Genomic DNA, 13,615 nt, shown 5'->3' with positions numbered 1-13,615 from the left:
TTATGGCAAACCAGGAACCATCACAGCGGATTTCCGAGTTCGAAACGATAGAGACGGCGGTCGACGACCCCGAGGAGACCGTCCTCTCGATAGACGGCGTCTCGAAAGACTACGGCGCCGAGCTCGCGGTCGAGGAGCTCTCGCTGTCGGTCAACGACGGCGAGCTCCTGACGCTGCTGGGGCCCTCGGGCTGTGGGAAGACGACGACGCTGCGTATGATCGCCGGCCTCGAAGCGCCAAGCGAGGGGACCATCACCATCGCCGGCGAGACGGTGACCGCCGCCGACGACGGCGCCTTCCGCAAACCCGAAGAGCGCGACGTGGGCATCGTCTTTCAGGACTACGCCCTCTTTCCCCATCTCACCGTCGCCGAGAACATCGCCTTCGGCCTCGACGAGATGGACGACGTCGAGACCGGCGAGCGGGTCGCCGAGCTGCTCGAACTCGTCGACCTCGAAGCGCACGACGAGAAGATGCCGAGCCAGCTCTCGGGCGGCCAGCAACAGCGCGTCGCGCTGGCCCGGTCGCTGGCCCCCGAACCCGACGTGTTGTTGCTGGACGAGCCGTTCTCGAATCTGGACGTGCGCCTGCGCGTCGAGATGCGCGAGGAGGTCCGACGCATCCTCAAACGGGCCGGCGTCACCGCTATCTCGGTGACTCACGACCAGGAGGAGGCCCTCTCTATCAGCGACCGGGTCGCTATCATGAACGACGGGGCCATCGCCCAGATAGGCAACCCCGGCGAGGTGTTCGAGAACCCCGAGAGCCGCTTCGTCGCGAGCTTCCTCGGGCAGGCCAGCTTCCTCTCGGCGCGCGTGACGGACAAGCTCGAAACCGGGCTGGGTCCGTTCCCCCTCGAACTGCTGAACGGCCCCATCGAGGCCTACGACGGCGCGATGATAGACGTGCTCGTCCGACCGGACGACCTGCAGGCGATGCCGACGACCGAAGCCAAGGCCGACGGCTACGTCGTCCACCGCCAGTACAACGGCCCCTCCTTCATCTACCGTGTCGAGCTGCACAGCGGCGACGTGGTCCACTGCATGCACAACCACGTCGAGACCTTCGAGGCCGGCCAGCCGGTCGAAGTGGACCTGGCGGCCGACCACGAACTCGCCTGGTACCCCGCAGAATGAACCGCCTGCGACAGCCTCGCACGCAGGCGGCTGTCGTCGCAGTTATGGGCGGTCTCGTCGTCTACGCTCTCGCACACGTCGTCTTTCCGTACCACACCAGTAACCACGACGAGGCGGTGTATCTCCAGCAGGCCGCGATGTTGCTGGAGGGACAGCTGTTCCTCCGCCCGCCGGTCGACGGCCCGTTCCGGCCGTGGTTCTTCGTCGAGAGCGGACGGGGGCTGTACTCGAAGTACACGCCGCCCACGGCGGCGATGTTCGCCGTCGGCAAGCTGCTGGGCGGCTACCGGGTGGCGCTGGGACTCGTCGCGGCCGGCGCGCTCGCCGGCACCTACCACACGGTCCGTGAAGCGTTCGACGCCCGGACCGGCGTCGTCGCCAGCGCCCTCATGTTCGCGTCGCCGCTGTTCCTGCTGGAGGCGTCCGTGTTCCTCTCGTACGTGCCGACGATGTTCTGGAACCTCGTCTTCGCGGCGTCGTATCTCCACGCCGACCGGACGGGGAGCCGAAAGACGGCGGCGCTGTCCGGTCTCGCCGTCGGCATCGCCTTCTTCGCCCGGCCCTACACGGCGGTGCTGTTCGCGACGCCCTTCATCCTCCACGCGCTGTGGTCGCTGCGGGAGTTGCACCGACCGGCGGTCGAACGGCTGGGGCTGACCGCGGCGCTGGGTCTCGTCGGCGTCGCGGCGACGCTCGGGTACAACGCCGTCGTCACCGGCGACCCGTTCCTGTTCCCGTATCAGGCGTTCGCGCCGCTGGACGGGCTCGGTTTCGGCAGGCGCGAGATTGCCGGCTACTCCCGGACGTTTACGCCCTCGCTCTCCCTGCGGGCCAACGCGGAGGTGCTCTGGGTGTACGCGACCGAGTGGGTCGTCGCCGGCCCGCTGGGGACGCTCGCTGCGCTGGTCGGTGTCTGGACCGTCCGGCAGCGCGGCTTCGACGACCGCCAGCTCGCTCTCGCCGGCGTCGGGCTGACGATACCGCTCGGGAACGTCCTCTTCTGGGGGAACCTGAACATCCTGGGCGAGCTGTCCGACCCCTCGGACGGCCTCATCGCGTTCTTCGGGCCGTACTACCACACGGACCTGCTCGTTCCGACGGTGGCGTTCGGGGCCGTGGGCCTGCTGGCGGCCGTCGAGTGGAGCCGAGAAGCGGTTCCGAGACGGCTCCCCGACGACCGCGCGCGTCCGGCGCTGGCGGCCCTGTTGCTCGTCGCCGCGACGGTCGGCGGCGGGTCGGCCGTCGCCGCGGTCGGGAGTCCGGTCGCGGAGAACTACGACGTGACCCAGCAGTACGAACAGGCCTACGAGCCCTTCGAGGGCCGTGCGCTGGACGACAGCGTCGTCTTTCTCCCCCGGACCTACGGGGACTGGCTGAACCACCCGTTCCAGCTGCTGCGCAACGACCCCGGTTACGACGGCCAGACAGTGTACGCGATGCAGCGCCAGCAGTTCGCCGTCGTCGACAGCTACCCCGACCGGACGTACTACCGGTACGTGTTCCGGGGCGAGTGGGCGCCGTTCCTCGACAGACCGGTCGAGCCCCGTCTCCAGCCGGTGACCGTCGCCAGCGGCGACAGCGTGACCACCGACATCTCGGCGACGGTGCCCGAGTCGGCGGAGTCGGTCACCGTCCGGCTGACGAACGGGACGGCGAACACCAGTTCGAGCAACTACACGACCGTCGGCGACCCGACGGAGCTCTCGCTGGGGCTCCGGACCGACGCCAACCGGACGCGGCTGACCGGTGACGGCGTCGACGAGGCCGTCTCCGTCCCGACGCCGAGACGCGGGACGGTGACCGTCGTCGCGTTCGTCGATTTCGGCGCCGACCGCGCGGTCAAGTACCGCTGGGAGCTCCCGGTGACCGAGACAGCGACCGGCGTCCGGGCACTGACGCCGCGGCTGGAGGTCTGCTGGTCGGAGCGGTTCTGTGGCGGGAAGGCCGCGTACGTCCCCGGGACCCACCGGGACGGCGTGCAACTCAACGCGACAGTGGAGACAACAGGATGACAGCACTAGACAGACGCGACGTACTGAAGGCGCTCGGGGCGGCCGGCATCGCCGTCGGCGGCGGCGCAGCGCTGCTCGAATGGAGCGAGAAGAGCGACTCAGTCGACGAGCGCCAGCGACGGACGCTGCGGGCGGTCGCCGAGACCGTCTATCCCAGCGAAGTCGACGGCGTCGGGTCGTTCGTCGACGGGTTCGTGTCCCGGCGGATAGGGGCCGACCCGGAGCGCGCCGACGGCATCTTGGAGGCCGTGGACGCGCTCGACAGCTACGCCCGAGAGTGGGAGGGCAGCGACTTCGCCGAGCTCGGTCCCGAGACGCAGGACGCGGCGCTGCGGTCGATGGGCGTCGACACGGCCGACCCGGTGCCCGACGGGGCGCCGCGGGAACGGGTCCGGTACTATCTGGTCAACGAACTGCTGTACGGCCTCTACAGCTCACCGACCGGCGGGACCCTCGTGGGTATCGAGAACCCGCAGGGCCACCCCGGCGGGACCGAGAGCTATCGGCAGCCGCCGGGACGCGAGTGACCGGCCGCTACAGCACCCGGAGTCGGTACCCCTCGATTGCCGTCTCGTCGGCCACGCGACCGGCGTCGACGGCGGTGTCCAGTATCTCCGTGACGAACGCCTTCGGGACCGCGACGCTGATGAAATCCGGCGTGTCGTCGCCGACGACCAGCCGGGCCATGGTCCGCTCGGTCCCGTCGTCGTTGTAGATACTCCCGACTTTCTCGCCGTCACGCAGAAATCGGAGCGTCACGTCCGTCGCCTCCAGCCGGTCGAAGTTGACCTCGAAGACCATCTCGTCAGTCTCGATGCGGGCGAGCAGGCGGCCGTCGTGTTCCGTGACGAGCATGGACTCGCTTGGGCGGCTTGGTTGAAAGACGTTCAGGTGGTCGCGCCGTTGTATCGCGCTCTCATGCTGCCCGCCTGTCGAGGTACTCGTTGGTCAGTGTCGGTGCGACGACGCCCAGACCGAGTACGAGGGCGCTACTGACCCACAACGGGGGTGACAACGTTTCGAGAACGACGAACAGGACCAGGAGGGTGGCCACCAGATAGGCGGCGATGACTTTGTTCTCGCGGGAGACCATACCGAACGTGGCGCATCACTTCACATATCGTTTCTGCCACGACCGGGCGGTCCGGTCGCTCACCGGAGCCGCTCTTCGACGGCCACTTTCACGATGGACTTCGCGATAGCCGCGCCGCCCTCGAAGGGGTCCAGCTTGGTCTCTCCCTTTCGTTCGTCGTACTCAATCGGCCGTTCGCGCACGTCGTAGCCACGCATCAGCGGGCGCATCAGCAGTTCGGCCGAGAGGCCGGTGTTCTCGGTCCACTGGATCTTCTGGAGGACCTCGCGGCGGTAGGCCCGCATCCCCGTCGTCGTGTCGTGGACGCGCTTGCCCATCGCGACGGAGGCCAGCAGGGCGAAGAGCTCGTTGCCGAGTTTGTTCATGTCGGGCATCTCCTCGGCGCCGAAGTAGAGGCGGTCGCCGCTGACCACGTCGGCCCCGTCGTTTACCTCGTCGAGGAAATCGGGCAGGCGATCCATCGGGTAGGTGTCGTCACAGTCGGTGGTGACGACGACCGGCCGCTCCGGCGTCAGGACGGCCTCGCGGACCGCGACGCCGTACCCCTGTGGCTCCTGTTCGACGACCGTCGCGCCGTGCTCGCGGGCGATGTCGGGCGTCCGGTCGCTTGAGCCGTCGACACAGACCACCTCGGCCCGGTCGTCGGTTACCGCGGCGATATCTTCGAGGACGGTTCCGATGGCGTCTTCCTCGTTGTAGGTTCCCATCACCACGGCGAGGTCGTCGAACGTGTACGCCGAACTACCGTCTCGGGTCTGCTGTGTACTCATTACGCTATCTCTCTGCCCCGGGGTTTTGTATTTTTAGGTTCGCCAAAAATATGTGGCTTGAACTGACATTCTCGGCCTCTCCCGAGGCACGCGCCGACACCGAAACCGCGCTGCCGGACCGGTGGCTCAGGCGCTCGGCGGGGCGTCGCGGCCGACCTGAATCTCGTAGGCCTCGATGTCCTCGTAGGCGGCGACCTGCCCGCCCACGTCGACGGGGCCGTCGTCGGTCTCGACGACCAGCGTCGCCACCTCGCGGTTCGGGCCGAAAGAGACCTCGCCGACCCGCCCCTGGACCACCCAGCTGTCGCCGCTCTCCACGTGCCGTCCCTCGATAGTCGCGTAGAAGTCGCCCGCCAGCGACTCGAGGTCCGAGATGCACCGGCGGATGGTCCCGTAGCGGCGCGGGAAGGAGAGCTCGGAGTCGTCGCTGGCGATGGGTTCGGCCGTCGTCCAGAGGACGGTGTTGAGAAACGCCGAGACGAGAAAGCCCAGCTCCGAGCGGTTGAAGATGACGCCGTAGCGGTCCGTGTCGCCGCGGACGGACTCGCGGGTGGCGTACATCGAGTAGTTCCCGTCGGCGACGGCTACCACCGGCGTGGTGATGCCCCGACGGCCCCTCACTGTGGCCGCGACCGCGTCGTACTCGAAGGCCGCCGGGTCGGGAGCGTCCGCGGCCGGCGACAGCAGTATCTCCGTCGCGATACCGGCCTCGCGTCGGCTCCGAAGTTTGCTCTCGAAGCGGTCGAGCAGCGACGGCGTCAGCGACAACAGGAGTTCGTACTCGGCCGCGTCGACGATGTCCTCCAGATAGCGGAGGATGGTCGGCCGGGACTTGACCAACGAGACGGCTTCGGGCTCGCGGGCCGGAGCCGTGTACCGCGTCGAGAGGTCCTCTACCAGTTCGTCGAGCGAGCTCTGGATGTCGCCGAAGGCCTCGCGCGGGTCGATGGCGAGTATCTTCATCGGCCGTGACTCCTTGAGCTCGACCAGCCCCACCTCGCCGAGGCTCCGGACGGTGTCGTAGACGCGGGGCTGTGGGATGTCGGTCCGCTCCGCGATCTCCGAGGCCGTCAGCTCCCCGTGTCGCAGGACCGCCAGATACGCGGTTATCTCGTACTCCCCGAGGTTGAACCGCGAGATGACCTGTTCGAGAGACGCCTCCAGGTCGTCAGGTGGCATGGGAGAGGGTTGGCCGGAGCGCTACAAAGAAGTTCGCACCCGACTCACAGCGTGTCGAACTGGACGACGCCCTTGATCTGGTCGTCGTCGTCCTCGAAGGCCGGTGTGGCCTCTTCCGGCGTCGCGACCGTCGTCACGAGGGCATCGAGCAGCCAGTCGGGCATCGAGTCCAGCGTTTCGACGGCGTCCTCGAAGTGCTCGACGTGGGAGTTGACGGTCCCGATGAGACACTTGTTGTGGAGGACGATCTCCTGGTGGAGCCGCCCGCCGTCTATCTCGAACTCCCAGGGGCCCGGGATGCCGAGCAGCGCGCCGACGCCGTTGGGCGCCAGCGCGTGGACGGTCTGGACTGCGTGGGGCGCGTATCCGGTCGCCTCGAAGACGTAGTCGACGGCCTCGTGGGCGTCGGGAATCTCGTCGACGGCGGTCTCGCGGGAGTCGACGTACGTCGCGCCCAGTTCGTCGATGATATCGATGGTCGGGTCGGGCCGGTCGCGGCGGCCGACACAGTAGGTCCGGTCGAACCGCTGTTCGAGCATCCACAGCGTCAGTAGGCCCAGCGAGCCGTTACCGAGGACGCAGGCGGCGTCGGGCCGCCACTGGAACGGCTCCCTGGTGGCGAAGGCGTGGTCGTTCGCCTTCTCGGCGATGGAGACGGGTTCGACCAGCATCCCGTATTCGGCCAGGTGGGGCGGAATCGGCACCAGATTGTCGGCGGGCGAGGTGAAATACTCCGCCATGAACCCGTGGTCGCCGACGATACCGCGTTCGACGTACTCCCCCTCGGGCGCCATGTCCGGCTCCCCGCGACGGAAGTACTCGTTCGTCTCGCCGTCGGGTTTGCGCCGGACTGTCGGCACGACGACCTGCCCGGCTTCTAACCCCGAGCCGTTCCCGTCCTCGACGACCCCGACGGCCTCGTGGCCCAGTATCATGTAGTCCTCGCCCTCGGGGTAGCCGCCGTGTGAGCCCGCGATGACCTCGTGGTCGGTCCCGTCGACGCCGACACGGAGCGTCCTGACCAGAGCTTCTCCCGGCGCCGGCTCCGGTCGCTCGACGTCGAGTAACTCCGGTTCGTCCCCGCTGCGAGTGACTCCGATGGCTTGCATTGTCTATCTAAATCTCCTTGGTAAGATGGTTAAAGGCTTGCTTGCTGGCTATTCCTCGAGGGTCACGGCCCGCCCCTGCGTGCTCGACCGGTAGATAGCGTCCAGCACCCGCTGGACCGTCAGCGCCTGCTCGACGGTGTTGACGCCGGGCGGTTCGCCCGCGGCCACGCTGTCGACGAACCGCTCCAGTTCGATACCGTGGGCGTCGTCGCCGGCGGTCTCTATCTCGCTGGTCCGGTGGTGGTCCACGCCGGTCGAGACGGTCTCGTACAGCTCCATCTTGTCGTCGCTCAGGTCGAGTCTGGCCCCGGCCTCCGAGCCGCGGACGACGTACTCCTGGCTGTCCGGCCGGTTGGTGGCCCAGGCCACCTCCAGCGAGATAGTGACGCCGTTCGCACAGCGGATGAGCGCCGACGCGGAGTCGTCGACGTCGAAGCCGGCCGACCCGTGGTCCTCGCCCCACATCGTGACGTAGGAGTACTCCGTGCGGCTCCCGAAGTTGGCTCGGGTCTGTCCGGACACCTCGACGACCTCGGGGAAGCCAAGCAGAAACAGCGAGAGGTCGATGGCGTGGACGCCGATGTCGATGAGCGAGCCGCCGCCGGCGAGGGCTTTCCGGGTGAACCACGACCCGCGGCCGGGCACCCCGCGTCGGCGGATGTAGTTCGCTTCGATGTGGCCGATATCGCCCATCGTCCCGTCGTCGCGGTAGCCAAGCAGCGCCTGGACCGGGTTCCGGAAGCGGTTGTGAAACCCGACCATGCAGAATCCCTCGGCGTCGCGTGCGGCCGCCGCGATGCGCTCGGCGCTCCCGACGGTGTGGGCGAGCGGTTTCTCGACGAACACGTCCAGCCCGGCTTCCAGCGCGCTGACGACGTACTCCTCGTGGAACTTGTTCGGCGTCGTCACGAGGACGGCGTCGACGGCGTCGTACAGTTCCGACTGTTCTTCGTACACTGTGGTGTCGTACTGGGCCGCAAACCGGGCCCGGGCTTCGGGCTCTACGTCGAGCCCGGCGGTGACCAGGTCGCCGTGGCCCGCCTTCTGGAGGCGGTCACAGTGGAGCCTGGCGATGTTCCCGAGGCCGATAAAACCCAGATCTATTGAATGTTCCTCGTTCATTATGTTAGTAGAGGTACCGGAGACAGATATTTTTCCGGTTAGTACAGCTGCTGTTCGCGCTCTTCGCGCTCCTGTTCGCGTTCGCTCTCGGCCGCTTCGGCCCGCCGACCGCGGCGATACCGGACGATGCCGGGGATGATCTTGTTCTTCAGGTCCAGAGCGAACGAGCCGATGCCGTACGCCCAGAAGAAAAACAGGACTAACAGACCGCCCCAGTAGACCGTCGCGACGAGTGTGGATGCCATGGTCAGTCGTCCGATTCGGCCTCGCTCCCGGAGACGTCTTTCCCGCTGAACACCGGGCCGAGCCGGTGAGTTATCGCGTTCCCCGAGGCGGTGTCGAACAGGTGGACGTTCCGGCGGTCGATAGCGACCTGGATGTTCTCGTCCTCGTCGATGTCGGAGTCGGGGTCGACGCTCATCAGCAGCTGGTCGTTGGTCGCCTGCTCCTGGGACATCGACGTTTCGCCCTCACCGAGTAACATGTAGGCGAATATCTCGTCGCCCATCGGTTCGAGGATATCCGTCCGGGCGTCGATGAGCGACGACGGGTCCGCGATCTCGTCGCGGAGCTCGCCGGGGTAGATGTCCTCGGGCCGGATACCGATGGTCACCTCGTCGCCGACGCCGACACCGTCGACGCTCGACGGGTCGAACGAGAGCGAGAAGTTCTTGGTCTCGATGGCCTCGGTCTCGATGGTTCCCTCGACGAAGTTCATCGACGGCGAGCCGATGAAGCCGGCGACAAAGAGGTTGTCGGGCTCGTTGTAGCAGGTCAGCGGCGGGTCTATCTGCTGGAGGCTCCCGCTGTTGAGGACGGCGATGCGGTCCGAGAGCGTCATCGCCTCCTCCTGGTCGTGGGTGACGTAGATGATGGTCGTGTCCAGTTCCTTGTGCAGGCGCTGGAGCTCCGTCCGCATGTGGACCTTGAGTTTGGCGTCGAGGTTCGCCAGCGGCTCGTCCATCAGGAACACGTCGGGCTCCCGGACGATGGCGCGGGCGATGGCGACGCGCTGGCGCTGCCCGCCGGACATCTCCTCGGGCATGCGACCGAGCATCCCCTCCAGCTGGACGATGTCGGCGGCCCGTTCGACCCGCCGGTCGATCTCGTCCTGCGGGTAGTCCCGCAGGCGCAGGCCGAAGCTGATGTTGTCGTAGACGTCCATGTGGGGAAACAGCGCGATGTTCTGGAACACCATCGCGATGCCGCGGTCCTTCGGCGGGAGGTCCGTCACGTCCCGGTCGCCGATGATGACGTTCCCCTCGCTGGGGATGGTCAGTCCGGCGATAGTCTCCATCGTGGTCGACTTCCCACAGCCGGAGGGACCAACGAAGCAGATGAACTCCCCGTGGTCGATGTCGAGGTTCATGTCGTCGACCGCGGTGACTACCTCACCCTGGTCGTCGTAGCGTTTCGTCACGTGTTCGAGTTTGACTTTTGCCATTGTGTTACTCCTTGAGTGCCCCTGAGGTGAGCCCGCTGACGATGCGTTCTTGGGCGACGATGACGAGGATGACGACGGGGAGGACCCCGATGATGCTCGCGGCCGCCATGAGGTTGTACTGCGTGGTGTACTGGGTCTGGTAACTGAGGATACCGCCGACGATGGGCGACCACTTCGCGGCTTCGGTCGAGGTCGCCATGATCGAGCTGAAGAAGTACTCGTTGTAGACGGCGATAAAGGTCAGGACCGCCGCCGTGGCCACACCGGGGGCCGAAAGCGGCATGATGACGCGGAACAGGGCGCCCAGTCGGGTCGTCCCTTCGACGCGTGCGGCGTCCTCTAAGCCGTCCGGAATCTGGCCGTAGAACGTCGTGAGGATGAAGATAGACAGCGGCATGAACAGCGCGCTGAACGGCAGCACCATCGACCCCGGCGTGTTCAGCAGCCGCGGCGGCGTGAACAGCGGAATCTGGGTGAAGGGGAGCGTTATCGGGGCGTTCCCGGCGAAGGCCTGGAACAGCGGGATGACGAAGGCCGCCGGCGGGAAGTAGCTGATAGCCAGAATGGCGAGCATCAGGAACGCCCGACCGGGGAAGCGGAGTCGGCCGAAGACGTAGCCGGCCAGACTCGCCACCACGATGACGATGACGGTCGTCGTCACCGCCAGCGCGAAGCTGTTCAACATGTAGAGGTGGAACGGCACCTGCTCGAAGACGGTGATAAACGCCGCCGGATTGAACCCCTTGGGGACAGGCAGCGGGAACGTCCCGCTGACGCCAAAGAGGTTGATCGTGGGCAGGAAGCTCCCCGCGAGCAGGTTCCCCTCCGGTGTCACCGCCAGCACGAGCAGCCAGTAGAAGGGGAACAGCGTCGTCACGAGGAAGAAGGCCATCGCCGCGTAGAACAGGCCTCTGTACACCCGTTCCGGGTTCTGGATGGCGCTCTGTGTCCACCGTTCGAGCGGTCCCTTCGAGTCGTCTTCAGTTGTGGTTGCCATGTTATATCGCGTCCTCCCCTTGCCAGGCGATGAGTCCCATCACGGCGATGCCGATGATGGCGGCCGTGACGAAGGCGATGGCCGCGGCGGTTCCCTGACGTGTGTTGAACGTCGCGACGACCATGCAGGAAAGCGACGGGACCACGGCACAGCTCGACACGGTGTCGATGATGCCGTAGACACGCATCGCCTGCACGGACCGGAACAGCACGGCGACGCCGATGGTCGGCAGGATGAGCGGGAACGTGATGAGCTTGAACTGCTGCCACTTGCTCGCGCCCGCGACCTTGGCCACGTCGTAGAGGCCGCGGTCGATGCTCTGGAGCCCGGCGAGGATGAGCAGGGCCATGAAGGCCGACGTCTTCCAGATGTCGGCGACGATGATGATGAACGTCGCGCTCGCGGTGTCGTTCAGCGTGTTCGTCGGGGCCAGGATGCCGAGGTCGGCCAGTGGCGGCGTCGCGAAGCCGACGTTCGAGTTGAACATCAGGAAGAAGATCATCCCCTGAATGACGATAGGCACCGCCCACGGGATGATGATGGCCGCACGGACCCACCGTCGCCCGTAGAAGTCCTGGTCGAGGATGAGCGCCTGTCCCAGTCCGATGAGGGTCTCGAAGAGGACGCTCACCACGGCGAAGATAATCGTCACCACGAGCGCGCTGTTCAGCAGGGCCTCGAACGACAGCGACGACGGGACGAACGTCGTCCCGCCCGGCAGGAACCGGTTCTTGCCCCCGGTGAACAGCTGAACGTAGTTATCTATCCCGACGAAACTCGAACTCGTGAGATCCAGCGATACGGCGTACAGCGACAGCTCGAAGGTCCGAAGCAGCGGGTACAGCGCGACGACACCGAGGAGAACGAAGACGGGGCCGAGCAGCAGATACGCGTACTGCGTATCGCTGAGGTTCTCCATCCATCGCATGACGTTGACGAGGACGCCCGAGCGGCGTGACTCCCGTCCGGTCTCGGTGCTCATCGGCGTGACCCTCTGTGATGGTTCGACACCATAATCATTAATTGTGTTTCTTTATGCCTTGAGCGTTACTGGGACTCGGTGTCTTCGAGCGCGCTCTGGAGAGTCGCCATCGCGTCGGCCGAGGAGGTCTCCTGGCCGACGGCGCGGTTGGCCTGCTGTGCGATGTTGCTCGACTGGTTGCTCCAGACGGCGGTCACCGGGCGGGCCATCGTGTTGTCGCCGGCGACTTTGAGCGTGTCCATGTACCGGCCGACGACGTCGACGTTCTGGGCGTCGCTGGAGTTGAACAGCTCAGGCCGCGGCGGCAGCCATCCCTGAATGGACAGGAGTTCGAGCTGGAAGTCCGGCTGCATCGCGGCCCGCATGACGGCGATGACGTCCTCCTGGTTCTGGATGTTCGGATTGACCGTCATGTGCCAGCCACCGAGCGCGGCCGTGGTGCCGCCGGTGCCGGGCTGGGCCGCCTCGCTTTCGGGGACGGCGTAGGGCATCGGCATGGCGCCGAGGTCCTGACCCAGCGCCGGGTCGTCCGTGTTGTCCGGGTTCCGCCCGGTGAGCGCGAGCGAGTAGGGCCAGTTGCGGTGGAAGACGGAGTTGCCCTCCGCGAAGGGCGCGCGGGAGGCCTCTTCGATCCAGCCGAGGATGTTGGTCGGAGTAAAGCCCCCACCGTAGCTGCTGAACTGGCTCTCCGCGTCCTCGTCGTGGACGAACTTCCGCATCATGTTCAGCGCGCTGATGGTCTCGGGCTGGTCCACTGTTATCGGCCGGTCGCCGATGGGCCCAAAGAGGTTGTCGGGGCCGCCGAAGTAGGCGCCACCCCACGAGGACATGACCTCGTTGAACGTACAGCAGGCGGTCCCCTCGTAGATGTCCCACTGGGTCGTGAAGCCGTAGTCGGTGTCGGCGTTGTCGTTGACGTCTTCCGCGATGTTCGACCACTCCTCCCACGTCATCGGCTCCGTGGCCCAGTTGTTCGAGTCCGGATTGTAGCCCGCTTCCTCGACGAGGTCCTTGCGGTACTGCATCGTCGGGAAGTCCGGGAACACCGGCACGCCGAAGAGGTTCCCGCTACTCGGGTCGCGGATAGTGTCCGTGAAGGCACTGAAGTAGTTGTCGTTGACGTCGGTGAGCATGTCCTCGGGCAGCGTCTCCGAGAGGTTCTGGAGCTGGCCGCGCTGCACGAAGATGTTCGCCCAGCCGTTGTCCATCAGGAACATATCGGGGTCGGTCTCCCCGGCGTTCAGGAGGCGGTTGTAGTTCGCTCGGGCCGCGCCCGTATCCTGGTCCCGCGGGACGAACTCGATGGAGATGTCCTCCGAGAGCCCGTTGTCGTGCAGCGCCTGTTTGATGGCATCGCCGTTGTTCTGGACGGCGACGGGGTCGAAGCCCCACGTGACCGTCCGGCCCGGTCCGCTCCCCCCGCCGCCACCGATGAGGTCCGCACAGCCGGCCAACCCGGCTGTGACACCAGATATCCCGGCGGCCTGAACGAACCGCCGTCGTGATACTCCGGACGAGCGTGTGTCGCGCGTGTCATTATCCGACATGTCTGTTCAGTCGTCCTATGGGGCACTACTTAAATATTGTCCATAATTTACCACAGCCGTTGTTAATGAGTTCCATATCCGGGTACAACAACTATTGTTACTGATATTTGCCGTTTGAACCCAACAATCATTATATAAAGGCACTGGAACGGTACGCGGTGTTTCCGAGTTGGAAAAGCTCAAACGCGCAAACTGAGTTACTGTTTATTCACCGGCACGCGGGC

The 13,615-nt window shown here is 66.0% G+C and carries 14 protein-coding genes; 3 read left to right on the top strand and 11 right to left on the bottom strand.

Annotation, left to right across the window (positions count from 1 at the left end):
• Nucleotides 1-2: 2 nt before the first annotated feature.
• Genes NDI56_RS04320 through NDI56_RS04310 form a run of 3 tightly spaced genes read left to right on the top strand, consistent with a single transcriptional unit; the run spans nt 3 to nt 3,675 of the window.
• The gene (locus NDI56_RS04320; protein ID WP_310918200.1) at nt 3-1,136 is read left to right on the top strand and encodes an ABC transporter ATP-binding protein; all 1,134 of its coding nucleotides are present in this window, start codon (nt 3-5) and stop codon (nt 1,134-1,136) included.
• Nucleotides 1,133-3,148, top strand: a complete 2,016-nt coding sequence (locus NDI56_RS04315; protein ID WP_310918199.1) for an ArnT family glycosyltransferase — start codon at nt 1,133-1,135, stop codon at nt 3,146-3,148. Before NDI56_RS04320 ends, NDI56_RS04315 begins: the two co-directional genes overlap by 4 nt.
• Nucleotides 3,145-3,675 (top strand): gluconate 2-dehydrogenase subunit 3 family protein, encoded by a 531-nt coding sequence (locus NDI56_RS04310; protein ID WP_310918198.1) that lies wholly within the window; start codon nt 3,145-3,147, stop codon nt 3,673-3,675. The genes NDI56_RS04315 and NDI56_RS04310 overlap by 4 nt, the downstream gene beginning before the upstream one ends.
• Nucleotides 3,676-3,682: 7 nt before the next feature.
• Here the strand turns inward: NDI56_RS04310 and NDI56_RS04305 are convergent, their stop codons facing one another.
• From NDI56_RS04305 to NDI56_RS04255, 11 genes are all read right to left on the bottom strand, one after another.
• On the bottom strand, nt 3,683-4,003 hold the full coding sequence (locus tag NDI56_RS04305; protein WP_310918197.1) for a hypothetical protein: 321 nt from the start codon (nt 4,001-4,003) through the stop codon (nt 3,683-3,685).
• Nucleotides 4,004-4,064: 61 nt separating this feature from the next.
• Nucleotides 4,065-4,241, bottom strand: a complete 177-nt coding sequence (locus NDI56_RS04300; protein ID WP_310918196.1) for a DUF7987 family protein — start codon at nt 4,239-4,241, stop codon at nt 4,065-4,067.
• A gap of 59 nt (nt 4,242-4,300) precedes the next feature.
• The gene (locus tag NDI56_RS04295; RefSeq protein ID WP_310918195.1) at nt 4,301-5,011 is read right to left on the bottom strand and encodes a dolichyl-phosphate hexose transferase; all 711 of its coding nucleotides are present in this window, start codon (nt 5,009-5,011) and stop codon (nt 4,301-4,303) included.
• A 126-nt stretch (nt 5,012-5,137) separates the two neighbouring features.
• Nucleotides 5,138-6,190 (bottom strand): HTH-type sugar sensing transcriptional regulator TrmB, encoded by a 1,053-nt coding sequence (gene trmB / locus NDI56_RS04290; protein ID WP_310918194.1) that lies wholly within the window; start codon nt 6,188-6,190, stop codon nt 5,138-5,140.
• Nucleotides 6,191-6,234: 44 nt separating this feature from the next.
• Nucleotides 6,235-7,299 carry a glucose 1-dehydrogenase gene (locus NDI56_RS04285; RefSeq protein ID WP_310918193.1) on the bottom strand — a complete coding sequence of 355 codons (1,065 nt, stop codon included), beginning with the start codon at nt 7,297-7,299 and terminating at the stop codon, nt 6,235-6,237.
• Between the two features lie 48 nt (nt 7,300-7,347).
• Entirely contained in the window at nt 7,348-8,421 is a 1,074-nt protein-coding gene (locus tag NDI56_RS04280) for a Gfo/Idh/MocA family protein (RefSeq protein ID WP_310918192.1), read from the bottom strand.
• Nucleotides 8,422-8,459: 38 nt separating this feature from the next.
• The gene (locus NDI56_RS04275) at nt 8,460-8,666 is read right to left on the bottom strand and encodes a DUF8005 family protein (RefSeq protein ID WP_310918191.1); all 207 of its coding nucleotides are present in this window, start codon (nt 8,664-8,666) and stop codon (nt 8,460-8,462) included.
• Between the two features lie 2 nt (nt 8,667-8,668).
• Complete coding sequence (locus NDI56_RS04270) at nt 8,669-9,865, bottom strand: ABC transporter ATP-binding protein (protein ID WP_310918190.1); 1,197 nt, start codon at nt 9,863-9,865, stop codon at nt 8,669-8,671.
• Nucleotides 9,866-9,869: 4 nt separating this feature from the next.
• Nucleotides 9,870-10,862, bottom strand: coding sequence for a carbohydrate ABC transporter permease (locus NDI56_RS04265; protein ID WP_310918189.1), 993 nt, complete (start codon nt 10,860-10,862; stop codon nt 9,870-9,872).
• Between the two features lies 1 nt (nt 10,863).
• Nucleotides 10,864-11,844, bottom strand: coding sequence for a carbohydrate ABC transporter permease (locus NDI56_RS04260; RefSeq protein ID WP_310918188.1), 981 nt, complete (start codon nt 11,842-11,844; stop codon nt 10,864-10,866).
• A 65-nt stretch (nt 11,845-11,909) separates the two neighbouring features.
• Complete coding sequence (locus NDI56_RS04255; protein ID WP_310918187.1) at nt 11,910-13,391, bottom strand: extracellular solute-binding protein; 1,482 nt, start codon at nt 13,389-13,391, stop codon at nt 11,910-11,912.
• Between the last annotated feature and the right edge of the window lie 224 nt (nt 13,392-13,615).

The organism is Halomicroarcula saliterrae (assembly GCF_031624395.1).
GTDB lineage: Archaea > Halobacteriota > Halobacteria > Halobacteriales > Haloarculaceae > Haloarcula > Haloarcula saliterrae.
The sequence above is the reverse complement of the archived record's forward strand: the minus strand, read 5'-3'. Positions and strand labels throughout refer to the sequence as shown.